The organism is Anaerolineales bacterium, assembly GCA_030583885.1.
Lineage (GTDB): Bacteria > Chloroflexota > Anaerolineae > Anaerolineales > Villigracilaceae > Villigracilis.
This window is the reverse complement of sequence record CP129480.1, coordinates 2,948,003-2,974,088: the sequence shown is the minus strand read 5'-3', so window position 1 is coordinate 2,974,088 and position 26,086 is coordinate 2,948,003. Positions and strand designations below refer to the sequence as shown.

Here is a 26,086-nt window from a genome sequence, read left to right as displayed (position 1 = left end):
CTGTCCCTTATTGTTTTCCATTAACCTCATGTACATGGTATGGAACGTTGATGATCACGATACCATGTTGGCGCTTGAGTTGGCCGCGGAGAATATCTGCGGTGTTCGTGTGCAATGCGGCAGTCATTCGGCTTTCTGAAACGAATTCAGGCACAACGATGGTGATGGTTTCACCCGTCTGACGCTGTCGGGCGATTTCGGCGATATATCCAAGGATCGGTTCAATGAACAGGCGGTAGGGGGAATTCAACATCACCAGGCGCACACCTTCACCCCAGGTTTCCCACTTTTGACGTATTTTTTCAGCATCTTCAGGTTCAATCGTGACGTGCACCGCTGTTATGTCATCCGACAACATGCGCGCATAGCGCAGCGCGGCCAGAGTGCCCTGATGAACGCCGCTGATCGGCATGATGACGCGATGGCGAATGGTATGCGGCGGGACCGTACCAAAGTTATCAAGCGAAAGTTTTTTGGCGAGGTTGTTGTAATGACGATGTATGAGCCAGAACAATGCAACAAGGGCTGGAATGAGGATCAAAACGAGATACGCACCATCCTGAAACTTTGTCACTGCAAAGATCGTCATCACGATCGCCGTACAAACAGCGCCAAACCCATTGACGGACATCTTGACATGCCAGTTCTTCTCATACCGAAGCACGGAACCGCGTTCCCTCCTTTCCTCACCGGGTTTTAGCCGGCCAATTTTTCTCCAGCGCAAAGCCATACCGCCCTGCGACAATGTAAATGAGAGAAATACGCCGATTGCATATAAAGGAATCAATCTTGTAACACTGGCGTTGAACAATATGATCAACCCCGATGATATCAAAGCGAGAGTGATAATACCGCGTGAATACACCAGGCGACTGCCACGATAGGCCAGTTGGCGCGGTATAAAGCCGTCTTTTGCCACCAATGCCCCTAACCGCGGGAAGTCTGCGAAAGCTGTATTTGCCGCCATAATCAAGATGACTGTGGTTGCTGAAATAAGCATGAGATACAAGGTGCCGCGTCCTGCATACACTGTGCGGGCGATTTGTGAGATGACCGTTTCGGTTTCTGATGGGACTGCATGGATATGACGGGCAATAAATGAAATGCCAAGAAAGAACGTGCTTAGAATCACAGCCATCCAGACCAGTGTTATGCCGGCGTTCTTGCTGCGAGGCTCCTTAAATGCAGTAATGCCGTTTGAAATTGCTTCAATTCCTGTCAGCGCTGCTGTGCCGCTTGAGAAGGCGTGGAGCAAAAGAAAGGGCGTAATGATCGTCAATACTCCATGGAACTCCAGCTCCGGCGGGTCAATAACCATCCCCAACGAGCCTGAAAAGAAACGCCAGAGCCCGGTCACAATAGTAATAAGCATGACGACAATAAAGAAGTAGGTTGGGATCGAAAATACCACCCCGGACTCCTTCACCCCCCGCAAATTAATCAGCATGATAAAGAGTATGAATACCACAGCCAGAATAACACGGTATGGATGTAATACGGGAAATGCAGAGACAAGCTGCGCCACACCCGCCGCAATGGAGACAGAAACGGTTAAGATGTAATCTGTCAGGAGAGCCGCCCCGGCAATTAATGCCGGAAATTTGCCGAGATTGTCACGCGAAACGATGTAAGCGCCACCACCATCAGGGTATGCATGAATGGTCTGCTCATACGAGATGGCAACAATTGCCAGCAAAACCACAATGGCGATTGAGATGGGAAAGACATATCCAAAAGCCATTGTCCCAGCTGCCGCGAGTATGACAAGGATTTCCTGTGTGGCATAGGCGGTGGAGGAAAGTGCGTCGGATGCAAATACAGCCAACCCCACCCTTTTCCCAATGGTTTGATGCGGAGCGTCCGCGGTGGATAAGGGGCGGCCTATAAACCAGGAACGCAGGGTCCGTGGCGGCATGTAATCTGTGTCTCGCTCAATAATCGAGGCTTGTGGGTTTTCTTCGAGTTTAATCATAGTTTCCAACTTGAGTGATTATTTTTCAGTACGCTATTCGAACAAGCTGTTCCATGCCCAGATCGACCCGGCTTCGGCAAAGAGAGAGATGTAAAGCAATGCTGTATAAGCCCAATCCCCGGGAAATTGAATGAGCTTTATTTGCAGCCAGGAGAACCCCAGGATGATTCCGATGGAACCCGCCCATGCCATTGCATTAGCCATCCAACTGCGCGGGCGTTCTTTCCGCTGATGGATGCCCGCGAGCACATAGACCGTGGCATTCAAATTCGATTCCAAAATTTGGTTTAACGGCCTGCGCGCAAAACCTGAACGTTGTTCGGTAAAACAGACGATCACATCCCCTTCGCGCCATTCGGACTTGACCACGCTCAACCAGTTGTTTCCAATTTCTGTTTTTGATCCGACGAAAATATTTTTATCCCCCACCATCGCGGATAGGGTCACGAGCTGCCTGCGCAAGCCTGGCTCATGCGCCGCATCTTTGCTTAGACCGAGAAACTGGACGCGGCTTTCGAGTGCATTCGCCAATTCCCAGATCTTTCGTGCCGCGAGGGCAGTATCCACCTCCGAATCTGGCACTAGGATAATTAAACGGCGGGCGGACCCGGGGCGCGGAGAAGAAGCGGAAGATACTGTCAAAGCAGGGGGATTTACATCAAGAATGTTCATATCACCTCATCAATACATAAATCCTATCCACCCCGCATAAAACGGTGACAAAAATTTCGGGCAATTGCATAAAGAAAAAATAAAAACGCCCTTTTGCAAGGGCGTTGTAAGGCGGCGGAAAATCATTCATCCGCGATAAACCGATAGCCAATCCCAGGCTCGGTAAGGATGTATTGCGGGCGTTCCGGGTCGGCTTCCAGTTTCTTGCGGAGCTGGCGCATGTAGACTCGCAGATATTCGATATGGTTGGCATCGGCCGGATCCCAAACATGCGTAAGGATGCTTTGGTGTGTGAGCACGCGCCCATGATTGGCGGCGAGATAGGCAAGTAATTTATATTCGGTGGCGGTCAATTTGACTTCCTCATCACCGCGTTTGACGATATGCCATGCAAGGTCAATGGTGATTGCACCGGCATGGATGACCCTACCCCGCGTCCCATGGCTGTTCATGGAGTGGCGTAACGCCACGCGCACACGCGCCAGCAATTCCTCGATGCCGAACGGCTTGGTCAGGTAATCATCCGCACCTTTATCCAGAGCGGCTACTTTATCGCGTTCGCTGTCGCGCACGGATAAAATGATGATCGGGCATTGCGTCCACTCGCGCAGGCGCGTACAGACTTCCACGCCGTCCATATCGGGCAAACCCAGATCGAGAATCACAATATCAGGCTCATTCGCCGCAGCCAGTGTGAGACCGTCTTCACCGCGGCTGGCTGTAGTGACCTTGAATCCCTTTTCGGTCAGGATGGTGCGAATTGCCCGCTGAATTTGCGGTTCATCATCAATGACAAGAATATGCGGGGCGTTGGTCATTCGTTCTCCGTGTCCATTGGCATTGTTGGGGGCGAAACGCCGTCCAAAATTAATGGGAGTGTGAAATTAAAAGCCAGACCGTCAGGGACATTCTCCGCCCAGAGCCGCCCGCCATGCGCTTCGATAATTCCCTTGCAAATCGAAAGTCCAAGCCCCGTGCCTGTTACTTGAGCCGCGGCAGTAATGCGAAAAAATTTATCGAAGATTCGCTCAAGATGCTCCTGCGGCACTTGCGGTCCCTGATTGCTGACCACCACATGGATCGAGTCGCCCTCCACAAACGCACGTACGCGGATCACAGTTTTCTCTGGCGCATACTTCAGGCCGTTGCTGACCAGATTGGTGAAGACCTGCTCCATCTGTACATAATCCACAGGTACAAGCGGCAGGCTTTCAGGAACATCCACTTCAACGCGATGTTCCTCTGCCAGATGCTTCATGCGCGCCAGGACACTGCCGACGATCTCGGACAAAATATTCCACTCGCGTTTTGGCTTAAGCACGCCTGACTCAATGCGCGACATATCAAGCAGATTGCCAACCAGCATATTCAAATGGTCGGCTTCATCATCGATCGCGGCAATTAATTCAGAGCGTGCGGCGGAGTCCCAACTGACATCATTGCCTCTCAAACTTGAAGCCGCAGCTTTGATGGTGGAAAGCGGTGTCCGTAATTCGTGCGAGACAGACGACAAAATCGCGGACTTCAACCTGTCACTTTCTTCAAGGACTCGGGCACGAGACTCCGCCTGCGCGAGCCGCGCCCGCTCCAATGCCAGCGCTCCCTGACTGGCAAAGGTCTGCAATAAACGTTTCTCGCTGGACGTTAGGACTGGCGAGGCTCTCCAAAGCCGAATCTCTCCGAGAACACCGCGTGCCACTTGAATTGGCAGCACCCATTCAGGCGGATGTGTGGGTGTAAACGATTCAGGCAGTCGAAAGGCAAAGGAATGTGTGCCTGTGATGTTGAGTTCCACTGCTTCCCCTCGCGAGACATCCTGCACCTGTTTTGCAAGGATCTCTGCGATGGCATGGTCATCATGGAATCCTGCCAGCGCCGTGCCGAGCTCGTAGAGTTGTGTAGCTTCTCGTTCGCGCGCCGTCGCCGCGGCAAGACCGGCTTGCATCTGCCCCACCAACTGGTTGATCACAATGGCAACGATCAAGAAAATGACGAGAATGACCACGTCTATGGGGCGATGTACTGTAAAGGTGTAATACGGTTTGATGAACAAGTAATTTAACGTCAGGAATGTGAGTAACGCGCTGATGATGCCGGGCCCAAGCCCCCAATAGGCACTGATCAACCCGATCGGAATGAGATACAAAAGTGCAACCAGGGTTGTATCGAGTGCATCACGCAATACAAAGAAAACCGCTGTGATGAAAATGACAAACCCAACAGCGGAAAGGTATTGCAGAAAGTGGGAGAGAAAAGGTGAATTCCGCATGACCGCGGAGTTCATTATACCTTTTTGGAAAATGAAGGCAAACGGGCTCTTCCAATCAGGTGAATTTTCTCCCATCGAAATAAAAGCATAGGCAATAAATGAACCGCCAAGAGGCAGTTCATTTATTTGACGAGTAGTTGTTCGATTTGCGTTCGATAACCAGTTTGTTGCGTCTATTGCAGGCTTATATAGATTGGGCCGGAAAGGAACATTTCATAGATTTATTATTCTTTACAGGTGTAGCTTGGTCACCCACTTTTCACTCCTCCTGTTGTTGCAGATAGATACACGGAGAATAGAGAGAATTGCCTTGATTATGAAAAAATAAGAAATAATTCCCCACTTGGCACCATTGTTGGCAGGATTGACCCCCTGTTTATTCAAAAGTTGGTTTTGTGGGCGCACAGGGCGGAGTCACTGTTGGCGGGAATGACCAAAGGGTAGGTGTAGTGAATGACAGCCTTATTGTATCCAAGTTCAATGCTTCGCACAAACTGATAAAGCAGTTTTCTTGCGGCGACGATCTCGCCCTGGTCGTTGGCATTTTGGATCTGATCGCGCCAGGTGTCAAAGACCATGGTCAGGGCTTCGGGAGTGATATCCGGTGTCCCTTGTTCTTGCTCCGCTTTCAAAGTGCGGATGCGTGCGCTGTATTCCGCCTGTTGTCGTTTGAGTTCCACCAGGCGGCTTTTGATCTCTTCAATGTCGCCGGTGTCCTCCGCCAGCTTGACCAGGCGCTTGATCGAGCGCTCCGCATCGATGAGGGCGTTATTTGCTTCTCCGATCTCCCGGTCCAATTTGTCCGTGTTCGCCATTTGACGCTTCACATCGTCCAGGACCGCATAAGCAAATTCAGGGGACAGGATGCGATTCAGTACGGTTTCCAAAATCTTCGCCTCGGCTTTGGGTGCATTGACGCGCCGCGAAGTCGGGCAATCTGAAAAACCTTTTTTCCTGTCACGCTTTCCGCAGACATACGACCGGTAGCCTTTGGACGTGTGGACAACCAGCGCCGCGCCGCAGTAAAGACAATGAGCCAGGCCAGCCAGCAGGGACGGGAATTTCATCCGCCGGAAGTGGTGGCGTTTTTTATTTATCGTTTCCACGTCTCTGACTGCCTGCCAAAGTTCCCAGGTGATCAAAGGTTCGTGATGATCAGGGACGCGCAGATCGCCAGCCTTGCCAATGCCAAGATAACTTTCGTTTCGGAAGTGTGTCACCCAGGCATTGATCGAGGTGTAGATTTTTCCATGCGTTGCTTTTGTGATCTCCGTATAGCTTACACCATCGGCGCGAAGTTCCCAGGCGAGGCGTACCAGCGGAGCCAGGACCGGATCCGGTTCCCACTTGATTCCAATGCGCGTGCTGCCATTGCGCCGCGAGCCGTGATAATCCCTCACGATCCGATAGCCCTTTGGAGGCGTGCCGCCGTTGTTGTATCCCGCCTTGACCCGGTCCGCAATGCCGCGCTTGATCTGCTTTCCAAGCTGGATGGAATAATCCGCATTGGTGAAGGCTTTGACAGATAACATGATCTGACCCGCGATCCCATCCGGGATCTGCTCGGTCAGCGAATGGATGATCAATCCACTTTTTATCAAGCCGTACAGGTAGAAATTAAAATCCACGATGTCGCGCGAGAATCGGGAATACGCCCAAAGGATCAGACCGCGCGGTCTGATGTCATCGGGGCAGGTCATCACGGAATTGCACATCTCCAAAAATTGATCGCGGTTCTTTGTTTTCCTTCCGCTTGCAGTTTCGGAGTAGATGCGCACGAGCGCCAGCCCATGCGTGCGGCAATAATCCAGGATGACTCTTTCCTGTTGGCCGATGCTTTCCTGTTGGTTGGGTCCGCCGCTGTCACGAAGATAAGCGATGACCTCGCTGCCAGGTGGAAGGGTTGCGGGTGGCGGATGGATATAGTCACTCATGCACATTTTCCTTTCGGGCGGATTTTATTATCTGCGATCTCAAGCACACCTTGATCGATCATGCGCCTGATCATTTGAGCCAGGTCAACCGCCAACATCGAGCGCGCGGATCGCTGAGCTGCGCCCAGATCCGGGAAGTCTGCGCCGGGAGTTTCCTCGATGGTGATGGGTGGTGATGTCCTTGCCATTGGTCGACCTGCCTTTTGGGTTGCATGTCACGGCTTGTGACACTGTCTCTAAGCGCCATTGGTGGGTTGGTGGCTATGGTTCGGTGTAACAGCTTGTTACAGCCCCAAATTTCGCCGTGTTGCGCCAAGACGGGGTTTGGGTCGTCTTATGCAAAAATCGGGCGAAATTGCCGCTTTTTGCTTTTTGCTCTAATACTTGTATCCATCAGGCATAACATGCCTGCCATCCTTGCCATTCAGAAAAACAACTTTTCCAATTCGTCTATCATGCAATCGGCTTTTCATGTAACCGTCCAAAGCTTCGTCACTCTTGTTGCTAGCAATCACAGTCAAGGCCTCCCCTCGTACCGCCTTTGCGTAACGCTCATCGATCAATTGATGCAATCTCTCTTTCACCCACGAAGTATCATGGCTCTTGTCTATTTCATCGAGAAACAAAACTTCCCGCTCCATCCACCATTTCATGCGGCGTAAAAGTTCGGTTGTTTTGTGTTCCTGTTCGTCATAGGCCAGGCGGATGTCATCCAGTACGGAAGATACATTGGCATATGCAGCTTTCTTGCCATCACGATATGCGGTTGCTATTAGGATTTTCCCGATCAGAGTTTTTGCCTGCCCATAAGCACCCCAAAGGTAAACCAGTCCAAATCCGCGCCCATAGTATGGGCGCACAATATCGACGGCCTTAGTCCCATCCGAAATACCTGGCTTCACATGCGCCCAAGTCAAATCTAACTCGATTGCTTTCAATCCGATGGTGGCAGGGTCAAATCGGTTTCCAATTTCTTGTATTCCTTTTTTCTTATCTTCCACACACGGACACAGAAACCAGTGATTATTGTATTGTTTCGATTGATGCCAGCCATAGCCTTGACACTTCGGGCAATCAGGCTTCGCATCTTCGGGGCGGGATGGTTTTTCAGGGCTGCCAGGTATCCGATTTCGCATTTTTGTAACTATGTCTTTTGATGTGACTATTGTGTTCATTGTTCCTCCATCAAACTAGCGGCGATTTTCAAATCTCGGCTTAGTTCATCTTCCGAACGAAGCTGTTTATTTTTCAAACGTTCAATATCTATATGGGCGGCTTTCAGAATTTCATCGGGGATGATTTGCCAGGTGTCGGATGACAAATATTCCGGTGGGACCTGCTCATTCTCCAGACGGTGTTTCGCTATGACAGGTTTGTTCTTTGCATTTGGGTCGGTATACGCTGAGGCAAGGGCAGCAAGGATTTTTCGCTTTGCATCGGCGGGTTTGAATTTCTCCGCGACCATTTGCAAAACATCGTCTGTTTTCTGCTTCCCTAATCCGGCCGCAGTCCATATTTCACGCAGTTTCAATTTTTCGATCCAATCCTTTGATGACGAGCTGCTGCGACCACCACCCGCCGATTTCTTTTTCCCGGTGGTGGTTTCTTTACCAACCCTTTCTTTAACCCTTTCTTTAATGCGGGGGGGACGTGGGTCAATTATTGATGGTTGGGATGCCCTGTAACCATCAATAATTGATGGTTTGCCCCGTGTGAAAGCATCAATAATTGATGGGTCAATAATTGATGGGTCAATAATTGATGGGTCAATAATTGATGGGTCGTTGATCTTCCACATTGCATTTTTTTGATCTTCTGCATTTAGCCTTGAAATAGCTTTTATGCTTATCAGCGTGGTAGCGCCAGCCTTTACCCCATTCTCGGATAGTCCAGTCAATTTGCTTAGGGTTGCAATCCCTAATTTCACAGTATCCTTTTTCCAGCCATAAGAGAAGCGGAGCATCGTTGCATAAACCCTCCCGGCTGATCCGGGCAAAGATGCAATGATCGCAAGTGAGACATTGGGGGTTTTGGTGTATTCCTTTTCAATGGTTTTCATATTTTCTCCAGTGTGCTATAATGCAAATAAGTGTGCGCAAAGAATTTGGATTGCCGTCCATCCTTTGCCGATATGAGATGCCTCCGTTCCTGTGCGGGGGCTTCTCGCTTTTTATCATCGGATAATCCGGTAGATGCCGATCACTACGAAGAGCGTAGAAAAGGCGAGCCGGATCCCGATTGTGAAACCAACCATCTGCACGGCCGGAATAAAGTTGAAATTCCCATGCAAGAGTACTAGCGCGATTCGAAAGACGATCTTCACGCTGGTCAAAATGGGATTAAGAAGTGTGACCGATGACTCATGCTCAGGCAGGTTGTTCGTGACAAAATAATCAAATATGCCTTTCAGTCCGGCCAAGAGATAATTCCAAAATGACGGACCGCTGCCGCTGCCATATTGCCCAGGCAGTAGATGTGTGCCAATTCCACCCCCATCTGGATCTAGTCCAATGTTTCCATAGTGTTCAAGATACCCATTGACCTTGATCGTTTTGGTTCCACATCTCCAGACCCCGGATGTAAAAAAGGCGCTTTTCGTCATGATGCAGCCCTCGGCATTGAAGTTCTTTGTGCCCAAAAAATTCTCTTCTTCTTTCGATACAAACCCCCAATGCAGATGCCATTTCTCGCCCGATTGGACTGCGTGCCCGCATGTGTTCACGAAACTACCATGCTTCAATGTCCCGATCACTTGTCCTGCCTGGTAAGCCTGCCCCATTTCGAGAGAAGCGTTTGGAAGAAGATGAGCATACAAAAACTCTCCGCCGGGCCCATCTGTGACGATTGCCACTGTGTCACTCTCGCAAATATATGTCACAGTACCAAAAGCACTCGCGTAAACACTGTCATTTGCTGCGCCGCTTCCCATGTCGCTACCGCTGATAAGATCGACCGCGCCCCAGCCAGAATTCCAGCTTAGATCAAATCCTGCAATGTGAAACCCTGACGCGCCATATTTGACCGCTTTAGCGGGTTGAAATGGGAAACGCACATACGCACCGCCTCCAGGAATCGGAACGGGAATTTTAAACGACCTTGCTAATTTATTTATTCTTGACTGCTCTCCAATTCCAGCGCCGAATGGATAAGTGACCGTTCCGTCCTGGGCGACTAATAAAGTGTTCAACCAAACGACCTGCGGATTTCCTTCCTCGTCTCCGATGATGCTCCAATAGTCATCCGGGTTTTCTATGTTCAGCCCGACCATTGAAACGTAGGTGCCGGTTCCTGTGGGTTGGGTGTAGGTCACTGCATGATAGACGGCGCTCGATGGAGGCGAGACCAATAACCATTCATCCAGAGCCTGCCGCAGCTCGCTTGATATAGGAGAATTGATCCAGATGATTTGCGCCTGTGGGTTCTCCTGCGCTTCCGCTCCCTGCACGACAATTGCCAGCAGGAATAAAACCGCAACGATCACAAGAAGAAATTTTTTGTTCATTTTTTCCTACCTTTCATTTCATCGTTGAAAAGACGGAAACCCAGGCCGATATCAAACGGAAAGTTTTTTCTTAGTGAAATGGTCCCGTCTTTACGCCAATAGCGAATCACAAGGATCGTGTCGATGACAATGAATGAAATGACTACGCTGTTGATGATGATCGATAAGATGTTCATTAGCGTATTCCTTGCGTGACTTCATCCGCCTGGGGCGCGGGGTTGGTGACTGTGATCGCGCCCAAGCTTATAAGATGTGCGCGGAGGATTCTCCGTGCATAGGCGGACTTTTGAAGTCCGTCATTTTCAGCAACTGTGAGCAGAGCGCGATTTTCTTCTTTGCTCAGCTTGATACCTAAAAACATGGGGCGGACAGTAGTATCCATATTGTTTATCTCCTTTCGATTTTCAACATTCAATCATCACTTACACAATTAAACAGTGGAGAAAAGAATAAAACAGTGACCAAAATTAAACAGTGACGAAAATTAAACAGTCCACAATATAATTAAACAGATGCGGAAAAACAGTTATGAAAATAATGGCTTGTATTTCTTGTGGCTTGTGGCGTGGCGCGAGAATTTAGGGCAGGAGACCACCCAGTCATGAGCTTTGCGTTTTGTGTTATGTGATGACAATTTGACCCTACTGACACCCTATCAAGGCTTGTGTCTTGTGTCCTATCCTGGGTTTTTGGTGCCTGGGACACCCCATCACCCAAAATTCAGACAGGACCAGGACGCGCCCGGCCCTGCCTGAACGGCTTACACGGTCTCTGTATCGGCTTCGGCGGGTTGGGTTGACGGTATGAGCGTCAATTGGATTTCACGGGTGGATCCATTCGCGGAGCGGTTCGCCTTGCGCTCTTGATAGGCCAGTTCGCGGTGACTGCGCTTGCAGTAGCGTTGACTATATATTTCCGTGTCGAATGGCATTCCGCAAAAGGCACAGGTCCACTGATAGACTCGCCTTACTTGTGTCCGTTCCCGCTGAAGCCCGCTAAAGGGACGGGCTGCATCTCTGCCGCCTCGCTTTCACTGGCAACGACCGCGCGCGTCTCTACTGCGGGTTGGGTTGCCATTGGTCGGGAGGTGACAGGCCGGGCGGAGGCATGAGCCGCCGCGCCCAAGCCCAGGGATTGCATGTCGGCAAAACGCGCCTCGAATTCATCCGCCCACTGCTGCGCTATCTGCGGGGCAAGACGCGCCGCGATCTCCTCCCCTCGCTGCTCGATCTCTTTCAGGGCTTTGGCTTCGAGTTGGTCACGCACAAACGACTCGCGCATCCGCTTGATGTTGTCGGGTTCGAGCAGGTGGAAGATGACAGTCGCCAGGATGTTGACCGCGATCAAGGCGCTGAGCGCCAGCACTACCAGGCGGATTTCATCGGCGGTCAGGTTCTCGATCATGCCAGCCTGCCCGGACTGATAGAGCGTGTCCATCGTGAACAAGCCGAATTCACCAAGCATATCCAGCACGGTCATAATTCCCGCCGTCACCTTTTGACCGATGCCCTCGGCTTTGAACATGAAGAGCATCAGCCAGGCGATCATCCCGCCGCTTGTCGCGGCAAGCCCAAGATATCCGATGACCTGTTGATCGGCGGTGAGCGTGGCAGTGATGAAGTCCAGCGACCGCGCCGCCGCGTAGATCACCAGCGACCCGCTGATCACATAAAACAAGACGGTTGCAATACCTTTCCAAAATAGTTTCATAGTCCTTTACCTTTCACAGTAGTTTGAGTTTATCCATCCGTGCAGCTGCCCGGCGCGGACCGGGATCCAAACGCCCTGGGCGGGTTGGGGGAGGATGGTCAATAGATCGCCATGCTTCAATATGGCGATGACGGCGGATGACGTGCCCGGCGCTTCACGCAGGTTCAAGGCGTTGGACGCGCTCACTGTGCAGGTATCCGCTTCGGCTTCGATGACCTGGGCGGGTCTCACAGGTTTGGACGGTCCGGCGGTCGAGGCGGGGATTTGCGCCGTCACGCCGTTTGTGAGCGTACACGCCAGGGCGGGGAGTACCAACAAAAAAACGAGCATGGTCTTTTTCATGGCTTTACCCGGATGAGTTGGATTCTGCGCTCGATCTCGAAAGCCAGGACGAGCCGGGCCCCGCGGATCACAGAGCGCCAGGGCGCGGGTTCGCGCGTCTGTTTCCAGACGTAGAAAACTGCAACATCCAGCACATCGCGCCGCGCTTCATCGTCCAGTTGATCGACGATGCTTATGAGTTGGTTCATGTCCATCAGCTTGGTTTCCTTCCTGAGAGATAGGCAACGATCACGCCCGTTTCGATTTTCACGACGGCGAAGTCACTGCGCCCGGCCGGTACAAATTTGTAGAGCCTCCAGAACACAGCCGCGCCGCGCCTGCCTATATTTGCGAAGTGCTTGCGGCCATGGCGCGCCAGTGTGACGAGTCCGCCGCGCCTGCATGCCTCACGTTTCTTGTCCTGTGTCGTCTTCATCGTTTTGCGTCCCTTCCTCGGTTGCTGCGGCGGACTCGTCCTCGAATAGCTTTTGGGCAATACTCGCGGCAAGTGCGTCCATATTCATGCGGGCGTGGCTGATCATTTTGTCGGTGGGATTGGTTTCCTTTCGCGCAGTGATTTTTATAGACGGGCTTTGCCGCGCTCGATGCGTTGTCCGTTCGATCTTGATCGGCGTTCTGCCTGTTACCTTTCCGTGTTTGTCAAGTTCGTACAGATAGGCATTGGGATCCATTTGAAAAACGTCATCTGCGAAAAGGTAGTGGACCTGTTCCTTTTGGTCGTCATTGAGTTCTTCGAATTTCATGCGTTCCTCCATTCGAGCCAGAGGATTACACCACCCAGGGCCAGCAGAAAGAAAAGGATCGTCAAAACGATCTGAGCGGTCAGCAGCGCCCAGCCCAGGCCCAGGACCGCGATCAGCGAATGGGCTGCAAATACTTTGTTTGCCATCCAAAACATTTTTTGTACCTCTTTCCTGTGTGATAGAATTTCGGCTGCCGGACCGGTTGTATGACGCAACCGGTCAAGGCGCCTTGCGAAGCCCCTCCCTGAAAAGGGAGGGGGCATTGATTCCGCGCCGGGTTTCGCCATGCTCATCACACGGGTACTCGTGGACGGTTATTGAATTGTCAAGGTTCTGATAATATGACGTTATCAGTAAAATCTAAAAAATTAGCCCGTTGCAGGGCTATACTGATATTACGACAATATCAGTATATAGGTAAAAAAAGCGTCTGTCAAGTAGCAAACGCTTTTTTATTTTATCCTTCGCCTGGGATCGTTTTTGCTCATGCCCCTTGTTTTTTCAAGATATTCTTTTATGGATTTTTTCGGGATAAGCAATGATCGCCCAAATCGTCTACTTTCAATTTTCTTTTTATAGACTAATTGACGGACTGAAGCCACGGTGAATCCCAGGACATTGGCGGCTTGTTCAGTTGAATAGAACTCATTGATATCGGGCATTGGTTTGTTTGATGATAGAAAATTCATGGCGGATTACTCCATTTCGATTTCAATAGAATAATGGTCAATCCGCCGAAAGAAAAGGTGGGCGCACAGGGACTCGAACCCCGGACCTCTACTGTGTGATAGTAGCGCTCTAACCAACTGAGCCATGCGCCCGATACGCGAACGGGATTATAGTATAGCCATCCCGCTTTTGCAAGGATTAAGGCGGCGGTAAATAGTCCCATGGATTCACCTTTGAGCCTGCCATCAACTCAAAATGCAGGTGCGCGCCGGAGGAACGCCCGGTGGAGCCGACCGCGCCAATGACCTCGCCCTGACCGACACTTTGTCCGCACCCGACGTTGAATGCGCTCAGATGGGCATACAAGGATTGGAACCCATTGCCGTGGTCTATCATGATCATGTTGCCGTAGCCGTAATCGTTCCAGCCTGCGTACACGACCACGCCCGCGTCCGCGGCATACACGGCTTCGCCGGTATTGCCGGCCAGGTCAATGCCGAAATGGTTGGCTTTAGGGGAATAATCGAACCCGGAAAGATAATGTTTGTTGGTGGGATACACATAGGCGCCGTATCCAATTGCGCCGCCGCTGACCGGGTCGCACGCACCGGCGCCAAGCACACGCGCAGAAGCGGGATTTTCACGTGTCACACCAAGCGGCGCACTCCAACTGACGAACTCCCTTTTCCCGCCGGGGATGATCAGCCAGGTGCCCGTTTCGATATTTGCGTTGTTGTAGTCACCAACCGTTTCCGCGTCAATATTGTTGCCGGGGAATTCGATAATATCCGCCGCAGTCACACCGTAAAACTCAGCCCAGCTTCCAAAGGTAAGCCCGCCGAGCCATTCCCAATAGACACCATTCACAGGCAGGATGTTCAATTCCTGGCCGGGTTTCAGGGAGTGCGGGTCGTCCAGCAGTATGGAATAGTTTCCCCACAAAATCGTTTGCGGTTCCAGCCCGAATTTATCCGCAATGCCAAAGACAGTATCGCCTTCCTGCACGATATATAAGGTAACCTCCTGGCGTGGACGGGATGGGATATTCGTATGAATTTGCGCCGAGCGCGAAATGCCGTCTGTGATGGGGATATCCATTGCGGGGACGGAGCCGATCTCCACATCTTCGTTCACGGCGGGATCTGAAGCCTGTGCCGTGTTTGTGGACAGCGGACTTTGGGTCTGATCGAAAAACGCCTGTGCAAGCACGATGACCAGCGCGATCGCGATCATGGTGAATACATTCGTCCCGATCTTCAAAAGGGGTTCACCCAGCCCCATGCCCACGAGATTGTTCATCCAGCGTGTTAGAATACCGTGTTCTTTTAACGGCGCGCTGCCGTCTTTTTCCTGCTCCCTTTTCTTGCCATTTCCGGCAGGTTCTGGAGCATCTTCTTTAAAATTGGTTTGCATGCCGGTCATCATAACATGGGCAAAAAATCAGCGTCAAGCAGGGGCAAGAAACACTTATACTGCGTTAAGCCGCAGACTGTCCTGTGCGCAGGAAAAACAGGCGCACAAAGACCACGCCCGCCAGACAGACCGTTCCCCCCGCCAAAATTGCGGTTTGTACGTCCCAGGTCTGGGCGATCCAGCCGACCACAATGCTCCCGAAAGGCGCCACCCCCTGCAAACCCCAGAAATACATGCTAAACACCCGCCCACGCAATTCGTTTGGCACACGCATCTGGATCATGATATTCATACTGATCAATTGTGTTACCGTGCCCCATCCGATGAATGCCAATAATATCAGGGCAATCTGCAGGTTGGCGATCATCCCAAGCGCGATCACCGGGAAAAGAAAGGAGGCCTGTCCCCACAACAGCATTTTGTTTTTATTCGAGGAACTGAGATACGCCATCAGGAGTGCAGCGATCAATGCGCCGACCCCCTGTACGGTATACATGCTGCTGGTGCGCGAAGCGACGATTGCCTCCGTGTCCACTGCGGTTCTCAGGACGTCGCGTGCGATGGCCGGGATTTGTTGAAGCAGCGGGAAACCGAAAAATCCAAGCAATGCAGACATGAGAATTGCGGACAATACAACTGCGTTCCCGCGGATAAAGGTAATCCCTTCCTTGAATTCGATTCGCATGTCCTGCTGTTTATTCGTTTCATTCCCGACCTTGAACCTGGTACGTGCAAAGAGCAGGCCGCCGACGACGAAGATGAAACTGACCCCGTTCGTAAGGAAGACGCTCCCCTCACTTCCCGTGGATGTGATCAGCCACGCGGCTGCCAATGGACCGAGGACTCGTCCCAAATTAAATACAGTCGTTTGCAGGGCAATTGCGCTGGGCAGCGCCTCCCGCCCGGATAACTCGATCAGCATGGCTTGGCGTGCAGTCACCTCCACGGCGACGGCGGACCCATAAAAGAATGCCAGGGTGATGATATGCCAGATTTGAATCTGATCTGTAAACGCCAGATAGGCCAGCCCAAATGCCTGGATCGACATGATGGCCTGGAACAGGATGACGGTCTTTCGTTTGTCCCAACGTTCCACGAGCACGCCGGCCGGCAGTGCAAACAACAGGGTGGGCAGGGTGCTTGAGAAGCCGATGATCCCCAGATCCAGCGGACGCCCTGAAATGCGATATGCCAGGTAGGGCAGGGCCGTGGCTTGCATCCACGTGCCGATGACGGACAGGAATTGTCCGATGAGAAAGATAACATAGTCACGCGATGCGAGCGCGGGAAATCGAATCGTCAGCCAGTTTTTGAGTGATGTCATTTCATCGGGCGGGCAGAATGCATTCCGGGCGGTCGTTGCCGGGTTTGTTGACCAGGGTCGAGACGGGATGGGCGGACATGTGATCAGCCGGGAATGGCTTGATGAGCGGGAGCAGGTTTTCGGGAGTCTGGGGCGCAGGATCCAGCCATTGATCATAATTCTTTTGATCCAGTATGACGGGCATGCGGTTGTGCAGTGCCGTCATTAACTCATTTGGCCCGGTGGTGATGATGGTGCAGGTGCGCAGCATGCCGCCCTCCGGCGAATGCCATTCGTCCCACAAGCCGGCAAACGCAAAGGGATGGCGGTCCTGCATGTGAATGAAATACGGAGTTTTTGTTTTTCCCCCGCGGCCTGTCTTCCATTCATAGAAGCCGTCTGCGGGGATGAGACAGCGTTTGTATTTGAAACTTCCGCGGAAGGATGGTTTCTCCGCAATCGTTTCGCCGCGTGCGTTGATGAGTTTATTGGCAATGGCCGCATCCTTGGACCAGGAGGGGATTAGCCCCCATGCAAAGAAATCGGCGGTGTTCTTCGCATCGTTCGGGATGGCAAGTACGGGCTGGGACGGGGCGATGTTGAAACGCGGCGCGAATGGAGATGGGAATTGAAATGCAGCAAATGTCCCCTGTAACTCGGCAGGATTTACTGTCAGGGTAAAACGTCCGCACATGGGCAACTCCTTTGAATTCGTTCTGCAGGCTGGTTATGAAAATTTGAAATAAAATGTGGCGCCTTTGCCCGGCTGCGACTCCACCCAGATGGTTCCACCATGCACTTCGATGACGCGTTTTACAATGGACAGGCCCACCCCCGAACCCTGTGTGTTTGAATCCAGTTTGTTGAACAAGCCAAATATGCGTTTGTGAAACTGTGGGTCAATGCCGATGCCGTTGTCCTGCACAAAAAAACGGGGACATTCTGTTCATCGCTGACCGTCCCGATGCGGATGTACGGGTGCGGCTGGCCGCCCATGAACTTCACCGCGTTGTCCACCAGGTTTTGTATCACCTCCACCATGCGGATGCGGTCACCGTATATTGTATGACCTTCATTCACGAATTCGATTCTCACACCCCTGGCTTTGACCTGACCCTCCGTCAACGCGAGCGCTTCTTTTACTATGCTGCTGAAACTCGTTTCAAGGGGCTCATTCATCAACCTGCCAATGCGGGATAACTCCAAGAGATCCTTGAGCAGGTTTTGCATTTTCTCCACGGCCTGCTGAATGCGCTCAAGATCAAGCTTGAATTTGTCGAAGTTCCCCGTCCGCGCATCTTTTTCAAGATAACTGAGAAACCCCGTGATGGTCACCAGGGGAGATTTGAGATCATGCGAGACGGTATAGGTAAATCTCTCGAGCTCCGCATTCTTTGTTTCCAGCTCGGTGATTAACCTTTCACGTTCCATCTCGGCCCTTTTTCGTTCGGTGATCTCGCGGGCAAGCCCGGTGGTGCCGATGATTTCCCCCTGCGCATTGCGCATCGGTGTTTTGATGGTTTCCACCCAATACTCCCGACCGGTACTGTCGCGTTGATTCTCTTCAATCCTCCTGCGCCTGCCGCTTTGGATCACCTCGAGATCGTCTCTGCGGTAGTTGTCTGCAAATTCCCTTTCCCAAATATCGTAATCTGTTTTGCCGATAATCTCCTCGGCTTTCAGTCCGCTTGTTATTGCGAACTGCTCGTTGACGGCGATATAGCGGCTGTCCAAATCCTTAAGCCATGCCATGTCCGGGATGTTGTTGAGAATGGCAGTTTGCTGGAGAAGGGTTTCCTTGAGCCGCTCCTCGGCTTCCTTTTGCACGGTCACATCCTGCACAGCACCCACAATACCGATGAGTCGATTTTCCTCCTCGCTCCAAACCGGGTGGGCAAAAATACGCTCCCAACGGATTTCGCCGCTTTTTGTAAAAGTTCGGATCTCCGAGTTGATCACATCCTGGTTGTCCATCAGTTTGCGCATGTCTTCGGCGTCCTTTGCCAGATCATCAGGGTGGACATGCCCAAGCCATCCGCCGGTTGCAATATATTCATCCTGGGTATAGCCGGTCATTTTTTCAAATGCACCCGCCACCCAGACAAGACTTCCATTTCCATGTTCGTCCACCCTGCTTTCAAAGGTGTAATCCGAACTTACCCTGGAGATCAACTTATATCTTCCCTCGCTGAAGTGTGCCCGCCCAAGTGCCCTGCGCACTGTGCGTGAAGACAGGTATTGCAACAGTGCCCCCATTGGAAAAACGACCAGGCTGACAATCCACGTAAAAAACAAGGGACGGTCCAGGTTTGAATTAATGCCCCCGTAATTCTCCGTAAATACCATGACCAACCCGGCCAGAAGCGAAGCAATGGTCACACCCAATGCCATGCGTCCGCCGAGTAAAATCCCGGCAATTACAATCACGAGTGGGTATCCCAGCAGGTACGCTTCGCCCTGTATTCCGGTACCTGTAAAAGCTGAGATTGTGAGGAAAAGCCAGAAGGCACTTATCTGCGCGATGCTGGCAGCGCGCACGTATCCGCGGTGCAGCAAGACCAGCAGGAAGATATTGATGATTTCACTGGTCCCGCCCTGCACCAGGGCCCGCGGTGCGTTCTGCGGCGTAAAGATTATTGCAAAAGATACGTATGGAATGGGCGCAACGATCAATCCCCACAAGATTACATGAAGCAAGTATGCCCGGTACCCGTCCTCCTCTTCCCCGAAGTCTGGCGGGGCAAACAGTTTTTTGATAAGTGCCCTCATCATGCGCTCACTTTCTTAAGGTTCTCGCATCCCCTTCGCGCATGGTCATGCCGATGGCGTCCAAATGCTCCAGCAAAGCCTGGACATACTTCCTCGTTGTACCCAGCATATCGCGCACTTCGGCAAGCGTGATCCGCCCTTTTTGTTGTGTACTCGTTTTAATTTTTTGCACCATCTCGTCATAATCTTTTGTACGGAAGATTACATCCTGCGAGACCGTCACCAGCTCTCCCATGTCTATTAATGCGTTTACGACTTCCTCGCCGGCCTCGGCCTGACATTCCTTGACGCTCGGTGTGGCGTAGGGACTTTTCTCGAATTTTCGCATCAAGTCCCGGACCATGGCCTGCTGCTGTCCATTGAATTTGATCTCGTGCCCGGGCTTTGACACCGCTCCGCGCAGATCGAGAATTGTCTGACGGGCGGCAAGCAGGGAGATGACGGCGTTGAAGATTTTCGCAGTGAGTTTTAATTTACTTTTCAATTCCTCGCGTGGAATTCCCCTGCGCAGGGGGTATTGCGCGTGATTCGCCTCCACGAACTGGAAAATCCTTTCCTGCAATTCATTCAAATGGGGGATGGCAATGGCAAGCGAGTCGCTTTTGGTATTCTGTTCGCCGTTCTCCAAAACGATGAGTTTCCCGCTTTCGAGCAATTCTTTCAAGGCTGTTTCCGCCACTGCTGCGTCTAAACGGGATTTTGAGACGATCTCCTTCAACGGCGCGATATGAAACGACTGTGCGGCCTCAAACAAAACTTCCGCAGGGGAACCTTGCGCAAGCGATGCCAACGACTTTAGGACGGTTACGTCGAAACGTTTGTGCCTGCCCCTGGGTTGATGGTCAATGACCGTGCCTCCGCCAAGTGTTTCACTGGGTGATGGCCGCCGCAGGATGTAATGGTCGCCTCGTACGGCCACAAGCGGATCGCGCAATTCGAGTTGGATCCAGCCCTCTTCGCCCGCATGGAGTTCTTCCGTTCCGAGCAGGCGCAGGGTGGCGATTGTCTCGCTTGCACCGGCAAAGAATTTCACCTCATCGCCGTGATTGATCGATGCGGTTACATCTTTCAGCAGACGAAAGCGGGCGTCCATCCTGCGCGTAGGCTGGTATTGATTCGGGTGCGCCACCACTTCGCCGCGTTGGATCGATTCCGTATCCACGCCTGAAATATTAACCGCCGTGCGCGAACCCGGCACGGCTCGTTCCTCTTTTCTTTTATGGGTTTGAAGCCCGCGGATCCTTCCCTTCAACCCTTGTGGCAGAATCTCCACTTCTTCACCAATGGCGAGGTGCCCGTCGCTGAGTGTGCCTGTCACGACGGTGCCGAAACCGCTCATGCTGAAGACGCGGTCAATCGGCAGGCGTGGTCGGTGGAGATCCTGCCGTGCGGGCTTTTGCTGCAAGACTTTTTCGAGGGAGGAAATTAATTCTTTGAGTCCCGTTTTGTTTTTTGCGGAGACTCTGACGATGGGCACATCATTGAACACAGTCTCGCTGACAGCCGAACGAATGTCCGTTTCCAGCAGATCAAGCCACTCCGGGTCGGAGGCGAGGTCTGTTTTTGTCACGACGATCAACCCGGCGTGAATCTGCAATAAATCCAGGATGGCCAGATGCTCTTTTGTCTGCGGCATGATGCCTTCATCCGCCGCGATGACGAGCAGCGCGGCGTCGATGCTGCCGATGCCGGCGAGCATGTTCTCAATGAAGTCGCGGTGACCGGGCACATCCACAATGCCTACCTCCTCGCCGTTGGGAAGCGTCAGCCAGCCAAAGCCGAGCTCAATGGTCATCTCGCGGGCTTGCTCCTCCTTGAGGCGATCCGGATGTGTGCCGGTGAGCGCCTCTATCAATGTGGACTTGCCGTGGTCCACGTGACCTGCTGTGCCGATGACTCTCATGAATAAAAACTTCTTTTCTTATTTCTTCGCTTTTTTTCCGTGCCCCATAATGCGTTGATAGGATGTCATCCATTCATGCACTACGTTCATCAGTTCCTGCAATTGCTTTTCGGTGGTGTCGGTGGTCTGGTGCAATTGATCCTGCAGTACCTGGGTTGCCTCGTTAAGGGCGGCAGACTGCTCTTCGGTCTTTTGCACACCTTTACGGATATCCCGGAAGGATTCCTCGGAGGACAGGCTGTATCCCGTCCAGCGTTTTTGGTCATCCGCCTTGAACGTGACCCATTCCTGACGCAGGCGGTCTTCGGCGAGTCTTTGCATTTCGGTCACTTCATTGATGCGCCGCTCAAGTTTTGTATTGAGTTCGATATAAGTATCCTGCGCTTTCCGTGCGCCGCGCAGAGCTTCATCAAGTTTTTGGACCTGCAAGTCGAGGCTTTCCGCCTCCCTTAGAAAGACGTCATATTTTTCCCTCCATTCCTTCCATGCATGGTCACGGTCAATTTGTGCGACAGCCTGCTGTTCGAGGAAGGCCGCCTGTGTTTGCTTGCGTTCCATTTCAGACGCGAGCAGTTCGGAGAGACGATTTTCGATATTGCGGATGCCATCGGCGTTGACGGCTGACTTTTCCCGGTTTTCGTCCAGCCGTTTGCGCAGGGAGGTGAGTTCGGCCTGCATATCCGTAACCCGCTTGATATCGTTTTTGCGCGTCTCCTCCGAAAGTTTCAGCGAACGCAGGACATCCTCGTTTGACTGTGTCGTTTCTTCAACGCGCGCCTTGAGTTCGCCCATGTTGGTCAACATGCGCTGCATTTCGTCAGACCGCTCTTTGAGCTGCCTTTTTATTTCCGGCACGTCGGCGGTGGTCTTGAATTGCGTAAAGGATTTGTTGATGTCGTTTATCTCGGTTTGCAATCGTTTGGCAAGGTCACGTTCGCTGCGGGCGTGGGATTTCTCGTTTTCCTCGATAAGCTTGGCGATGTCACTGCGCTGTTTTGTCAGCATGGATTCAAACTGTTCCATGCGTTTGGCGGCAGGCGTAATGTCTGCGACCTGTTTGCTGAGCGATTTCATCTGCGTGGAGACCGCATTGACCGAAGTTTCAAAAGAGGTTAAACGTTCGCTCAAGGAGGCGAGCGTTTCCCTGCTGTCGCGCTGTTGTTTGTCCAGCCATTCGAGCTGCTTGACGATTTGTTCGAATTCCATATTGCTCTCCGAAATGATGTGGGGAATGAATGATTAAATTATAGCACGCCGGCAGGATGTCTTTATTGACCCAGATGCTCGAACAGCGCGGACAGGTTTTGGATGAAAGGTTGCAACGCTTGTGGAAACATTCCCAGGATGAAAAGCCCGATCACGCCCAGCCCGAGCATGGTCATTTGCACCCAAGATTCGTTCCATTCCCATTTTTTATCCTCGTCCACCATGACGAAGACAGCCAGCGTGCGGATCGCAGCCACCAGCAGGCCAAGCATGCCGAGGAACACCCAAAAGGAGGTTATCAAGGATTGTCCCGCAAGTTCCTGCCAGACAGCCAGCCGCGGGGGAAAACCTGCAAGCAGGGGGAAGCCTGTCATCGAAAGGTGTGCAAGAAATAGTGCGCCTACCGCCACGGGATAACTGCGTGCCAGCCCTCGTACATCGCCGAATCGCAGGGAATATGCGCGACGTTTAATGATGGACAATGCCAGCGCCCAGACGGTTAACTCCAAACCGCGCGGGATCAGAGTGATAAAGAGGATGTTGACAATCTCGGATGATCTGATCCCAATGATGAGAATGATCAGACCGATTTCTGTGATGGCGGCATAGCCCAGTATCCGCCCGATGTGCCGCTGTACGGATGCGAATACCCCCCCGCTTATCACCATGAACAGACCTGCAAATTGAATGGCGCTGGAGAGCTGTGAGGAGGTGCGCAGCCAGGCATAACGGTCCAGAAACCCGAGTGCAAAGATGATGGTGAAGGTGGGCAATGCCCATAGCAGGAATCCTGTTGCGTAGGGCGAAGCATCTTCCATCAACATCGGTATCCAGTTATAGAGCGGAAAGATCGCAAGCAGGAACGCAAAACCCAGGCCAAGCATTGTGCCCGCCTGTGTTGTGGTGCCGATATCACCGGGGCTGGCTTCGACGCCCGCAAGCATCCAGCCTGAGAAGAGAATGACAGGCATGGCAATTGTCTGATAGATGAGGAAGCGCACAGCGCCGCGCCCGGGTTTTTGGTGGGGCGAGACTACCAGGGGGATGACCAGCATTGCCGCCATTTCAAGCAGGAGCGCGGCATACAGGAACGGTTCCACCGCAATGGACGCAGTTAACAATGCAACGATCATTAATCCCAATGAGACGAAGCGGTTGGTGGTCCCGGATGCCTCTGCGCCGAAAAACCACAACGCCGCCAGCCCGTAGATGATGGCAAGCAGGGGTCCGTCTGCGGTGTTGAGGGCAAAACTGCGCCCAAAGAATTGTATGGATGGCGAGATTTTTAATGAAAGCGAACCGAGCAGCATTGCGGTGTCAATGGGGATAATCAATGCGATTAATGCAAGGATCGCCGCTGTGCCGCCGCCGATCAGTGCGGGTAAGCGTTCACGCAAAAGGAGCAGGCCCAGTACCCCGACGATGAACGGAGTGGCTATCCATAGGAGGGGGGCGCTCATCCTTCCTCCTCGGTTTCAAACGGGGTTGCCCCGGCGATCAACATGTATGAACCGACCATGCCCAGCCCCAAATTTATGATTGCAAGAAATCCAGTTACCAGGATCGAGGTTTCCACAGCAGCATATAGAATTTCAAATCCCGCCAGCATGGTGACCAGACCGAGCGTGACTCGAAACAAATCCGAGGTTACACCGAGGTGCGCGATGCCCGCGCCAATCAGAAGCAGGCTTCCTGCGATAACGGGCAAGCCCAACCCCGGAATGGACGCTTCGATGCGCAGGGTTGAACCTGCGGTCACGAGCGCAACGATGCACATGAGAATAACCCTAAACCATTTTCCGCGGGGCCAGAAGGTGTCCTCCTCGTCTGATGCAGATAATCCCAGACGGGTCATGCCAAGCGCGGCGACCACCATCCAGCCGGTGATAAGTTTGACGGAACCCATGACAAAGGGCAGGTGGCGTGTCACCAGCCAGAATACGGCAATGTATTGTAGGGCCAGAGCGCCGAGGCTTGCCCGCCAGTCACGGCTGATGAGGATGGTAGTGGACGTTGCCAGTATCAACCCGACGGCGATCCATGATGTGATATCAACAGTCATGCTAGGGAGTCCCCTGTGTGAGGAGTGAAACGAACAGTACGAGGAAGAGTATTGTCCACATGATGCCGCCTTCGCCCTCAAGTGTTACCGTGATGGTCTGGCTGATCCGCCTGAGCAGGCGGTATGCCGACCATAACCCATGATAGACGCTGTTCAAGCGTGATGCTGTGGATGTGACCCAATGGGCGCGGACAGGGTTGAGGATGCGGAAACGCGGTGTCGCCCAAACGATCCCGAAGGTCAGCAGGGAAGCGGCAACGGCCGGCTGCCATGCGCCGATTTGAAAAGCGCCATCCCAGCCAAACAATCCAAGGAATAATTGAAAAAGGATAAGCAGGATAATTCCGGCAGGGTATACAGCGCGCGCCCAGCCCGGTTGCGAGTCGAGTGAATCGCGTCCTGCGGGACGAAGGGAGTGGCGGATGAAACCCGCGATGATCAAGGCTTGTGCGATGACAACAAATGGAAGGAAGAATCCCAAACTGCCGAGCCATGCGCTTGCTGTCAGGGAGAATGGCAGGGAAGAAAGACTCCACGCACCGATGAGCATGACGCGGTTCAACCAAACATGCTGGACGGATACAAGGAAGAGCGCACCGCCCACAAAGATCAACGCGGATCCCCACGCGGCGGCTCCCATGGGATTGCTGCTGAGAGCCGCAATGACCGAAAGGGATGCGATGCTGATGATCCAATAGGGGCGCCCGTTCAATTCGTCCGGCGCGCGCAGCCACATCCATCCGCCGTATATCGCGGCGATGATCGCCAGCGTGAGCAGGACGGGCGTGAAAATGGAGTCCAGGCTGCCGGACGGGATGCGCCCCAACAATATCAAACTTGATGCAGCGGATACCAGGCGAAACGTTGTACCAAAACCGCGCCGCAGGGTGGATTCAGATGAATAAGGCAGGTGCAGGGGAAGCACGCCGAGGCGTAACCCGGCGGCCGCGATGAGGAATAATCCCGAGTTCGCCGCCATGGATTCAAAATCAAACGTATTTCCTTCGGCAATGCTGATGATGCTTGCCCATAACAACAAGCCAAGCCCCAATGCGCGGCTTGAAAAGGAAGTGACAACCTTTTCATTATTTGTGGGCCCGTTGACCGAGCCCAACTGGGTCAATAACTCGGTTAAATCCAACGCCGCCCACACCAGCAGCAATGTCAATGGATTATCCGCCGTAACGGCCAGGATGCCCAGCGCCCCCAACGCAAGAGTTCCAACCCGGGAGAAGGAATTGGTGAAAACTGGACGTGTCACGGAGGTCAATAACATGGACAGGGTCAGTGTGACAATGCCAAGCGCAAAGGGCCAGGAGATGCCGTCCGCACTAAACAGGATCGGTGAAGTGAATAATGTGACCGGCTGCCAGGCGGGCAGTACAAGGTCGAACGGCATGCGCGTCAACCAGATGAAAACGCTGACCAGTGCCAGCATTGCGCCGCCAACAGCAATCAGCCATGTGTACCGTGCGTCTGGTAAAAGCACGCGCAACACGATCAATGTCAGCGCCGTGACAATAAGGAGAAGGCAGGAAATCAGGATTAACATGGGATGCAACAATTGTATCAGTTTTATTGCCAGGGTACTTTGACCTCTGGCATTTGGTACAATCA

General features: G+C 52.5%; 28 protein-coding genes and 1 tRNA gene. All 29 read right to left on the bottom strand.

The genetic code is table 11. From position 1 onward, the window contains the following. Nucleotides 1-7: 7 nt before the first annotated feature. The 29 genes from QY332_14735 to QY332_14595 all read right to left on the bottom strand — a co-directional run bounded on the left by QY332_14735 (nt 8) and on the right by QY332_14595 (nt 26,021). The gene (locus QY332_14735) at nt 8-1,972 is read right to left on the bottom strand and encodes an APC family permease (protein ID WKZ34873.1); all 1,965 of its coding nucleotides are present in this window, start codon (nt 1,970-1,972) and stop codon (nt 8-10) included. Nucleotides 1,973-2,005: 33 nt separating this feature from the next. Next, nucleotides 2,006-2,644 carry a hypothetical protein gene (locus tag QY332_14730; protein ID WKZ34872.1) on the bottom strand — a complete coding sequence of 213 codons (639 nt, stop codon included), beginning with the start codon at nt 2,642-2,644 and terminating at the stop codon, nt 2,006-2,008. A gap of 122 nt (nt 2,645-2,766) precedes the next feature. After that, complete coding sequence (locus QY332_14725; protein ID WKZ34871.1) at nt 2,767-3,462, bottom strand: response regulator; 696 nt, start codon at nt 3,460-3,462, stop codon at nt 2,767-2,769. Then, nucleotides 3,459-4,928, bottom strand: a complete 1,470-nt coding sequence (locus QY332_14720) for a DUF4118 domain-containing protein (protein WKZ34870.1) — start codon at nt 4,926-4,928, stop codon at nt 3,459-3,461. The genes QY332_14725 and QY332_14720 overlap by 4 nt, the downstream gene beginning before the upstream one ends. A gap of 365 nt (nt 4,929-5,293) precedes the next feature. Then, nucleotides 5,294-6,847, bottom strand: a complete 1,554-nt coding sequence (locus tag QY332_14715; GenBank protein ID WKZ34869.1) for a recombinase family protein — start codon at nt 6,845-6,847, stop codon at nt 5,294-5,296. Further along, entirely contained in the window at nt 6,844-7,035 is a 192-nt protein-coding gene (locus tag QY332_14710) for a hypothetical protein (protein ID WKZ34868.1), read from the bottom strand. The genes QY332_14715 and QY332_14710 overlap by 4 nt, the downstream gene beginning before the upstream one ends. Nucleotides 7,036-7,224: 189 nt before the next feature. Then, entirely contained in the window at nt 7,225-8,022 is a 798-nt protein-coding gene (locus QY332_14705) for an AAA family ATPase (protein WKZ34867.1), read from the bottom strand. Beyond that, the gene (locus tag QY332_14700; protein ID WKZ34866.1) at nt 8,019-8,906 is read right to left on the bottom strand and encodes a hypothetical protein; all 888 of its coding nucleotides are present in this window, start codon (nt 8,904-8,906) and stop codon (nt 8,019-8,021) included. Before QY332_14700 ends, QY332_14705 begins: the two co-directional genes overlap by 4 nt. Before the next feature lie 114 nt (nt 8,907-9,020). Next, nucleotides 9,021-10,349, bottom strand: coding sequence for a hypothetical protein (locus QY332_14695; protein WKZ34865.1), 1,329 nt, complete (start codon nt 10,347-10,349; stop codon nt 9,021-9,023). Continuing rightward, on the bottom strand, nt 10,346-10,525 hold the full coding sequence (locus tag QY332_14690; protein WKZ34864.1) for a hypothetical protein: 180 nt from the start codon (nt 10,523-10,525) through the stop codon (nt 10,346-10,348). The genes QY332_14695 and QY332_14690 overlap by 4 nt, the downstream gene beginning before the upstream one ends. Next, nucleotides 10,525-10,731 carry a hypothetical protein gene (locus QY332_14685; GenBank protein ID WKZ34863.1) on the bottom strand — a complete coding sequence of 69 codons (207 nt, stop codon included), beginning with the start codon at nt 10,729-10,731 and terminating at the stop codon, nt 10,525-10,527. The genes QY332_14690 and QY332_14685 overlap by 1 nt, the downstream gene beginning before the upstream one ends. A gap of 378 nt (nt 10,732-11,109) precedes the next feature. Further along, nucleotides 11,110-11,280, bottom strand: a complete 171-nt coding sequence (locus QY332_14680) for a hypothetical protein (protein ID WKZ34862.1) — start codon at nt 11,278-11,280, stop codon at nt 11,110-11,112. Between the two features lie 35 nt (nt 11,281-11,315). Then, entirely contained in the window at nt 11,316-12,059 is a 744-nt protein-coding gene (locus QY332_14675) for a hypothetical protein (protein ID WKZ34861.1), read from the bottom strand. Nucleotides 12,060-12,065: 6 nt separating this feature from the next. Next, nucleotides 12,066-12,401 (bottom strand): SH3 domain-containing protein, encoded by a 336-nt coding sequence (locus QY332_14670; GenBank protein ID WKZ34860.1) that lies wholly within the window; start codon nt 12,399-12,401, stop codon nt 12,066-12,068. Further along, the gene (locus tag QY332_14665; GenBank protein ID WKZ34859.1) at nt 12,398-12,589 is read right to left on the bottom strand and encodes a hypothetical protein; all 192 of its coding nucleotides are present in this window, start codon (nt 12,587-12,589) and stop codon (nt 12,398-12,400) included. Before QY332_14665 ends, QY332_14670 begins: the two co-directional genes overlap by 4 nt. Before the next feature lie 5 nt (nt 12,590-12,594). Continuing rightward, on the bottom strand, nt 12,595-12,816 hold the full coding sequence (locus QY332_14660) for a hypothetical protein (protein ID WKZ34858.1): 222 nt from the start codon (nt 12,814-12,816) through the stop codon (nt 12,595-12,597). Further along, nucleotides 12,788-13,144, bottom strand: coding sequence for a hypothetical protein (locus QY332_14655; protein ID WKZ34857.1), 357 nt, complete (start codon nt 13,142-13,144; stop codon nt 12,788-12,790). The genes QY332_14660 and QY332_14655 overlap by 29 nt, the downstream gene beginning before the upstream one ends. Further along, nucleotides 13,141-13,290 (bottom strand): hypothetical protein, encoded by a 150-nt coding sequence (locus QY332_14650; GenBank protein WKZ34856.1) that lies wholly within the window; start codon nt 13,288-13,290, stop codon nt 13,141-13,143. Before QY332_14650 ends, QY332_14655 begins: the two co-directional genes overlap by 4 nt. Nucleotides 13,291-13,596: 306 nt before the next feature. After that, the gene (locus tag QY332_14645; protein WKZ34855.1) at nt 13,597-13,833 is read right to left on the bottom strand and encodes a helix-turn-helix domain-containing protein; all 237 of its coding nucleotides are present in this window, start codon (nt 13,831-13,833) and stop codon (nt 13,597-13,599) included. 58 nt (nt 13,834-13,891) lie between these two features. Next, nucleotides 13,892-13,965: transfer RNA gene (locus tag QY332_14640), tRNA-Val, on the bottom strand. A 46-nt stretch (nt 13,966-14,011) separates the two neighbouring features. Further along, nucleotides 14,012-15,226, bottom strand: a complete 1,215-nt coding sequence (locus tag QY332_14635) for a peptidoglycan DD-metalloendopeptidase family protein (GenBank protein ID WKZ34854.1) — start codon at nt 15,224-15,226, stop codon at nt 14,012-14,014. 64 nt (nt 15,227-15,290) lie between these two features. Continuing rightward, nucleotides 15,291-16,550, bottom strand: a complete 1,260-nt coding sequence (locus QY332_14630) for an MFS transporter (protein WKZ34853.1) — start codon at nt 16,548-16,550, stop codon at nt 15,291-15,293. A 1-nt stretch (nt 16,551) separates the two neighbouring features. After that, entirely contained in the window at nt 16,552-17,223 is a 672-nt protein-coding gene (locus tag QY332_14625; GenBank protein WKZ34852.1) for an SOS response-associated peptidase, read from the bottom strand. 119 nt (nt 17,224-17,342) lie between these two features. Next, nucleotides 17,343-19,301, bottom strand: a complete 1,959-nt coding sequence (locus QY332_14620; GenBank protein ID WKZ34851.1) for a PAS domain S-box protein — start codon at nt 19,299-19,301, stop codon at nt 17,343-17,345. A gap of 4 nt (nt 19,302-19,305) precedes the next feature. Beyond that, entirely contained in the window at nt 19,306-21,201 is a 1,896-nt protein-coding gene (selB, locus tag QY332_14615) for a selenocysteine-specific translation elongation factor (protein WKZ34850.1), read from the bottom strand. An 18-nt stretch (nt 21,202-21,219) separates the two neighbouring features. Next, nucleotides 21,220-22,407: a hypothetical protein gene (locus tag QY332_14610; GenBank protein WKZ34849.1), complete on the bottom strand. Its 1,188-nt coding sequence runs from the start codon at nt 22,405-22,407 to the stop codon at nt 21,220-21,222. Nucleotides 22,408-22,469: 62 nt separating this feature from the next. Beyond that, a complete protein-coding gene (locus tag QY332_14605; protein ID WKZ34848.1) occupies nt 22,470-23,867 on the bottom strand; it encodes a proton-conducting transporter membrane subunit in 1,398 nt (465 codons plus the stop codon). After that, nucleotides 23,864-24,469: a hypothetical protein gene (locus QY332_14600; GenBank protein WKZ34847.1), complete on the bottom strand. Its 606-nt coding sequence runs from the start codon at nt 24,467-24,469 to the stop codon at nt 23,864-23,866. Before QY332_14600 ends, QY332_14605 begins: the two co-directional genes overlap by 4 nt. A 1-nt stretch (nt 24,470) precedes the next feature. Then, entirely contained in the window at nt 24,471-26,021 is a 1,551-nt protein-coding gene (locus QY332_14595; protein ID WKZ34846.1) for a hypothetical protein, read from the bottom strand. Between the last annotated feature and the right edge of the window lie 65 nt (nt 26,022-26,086).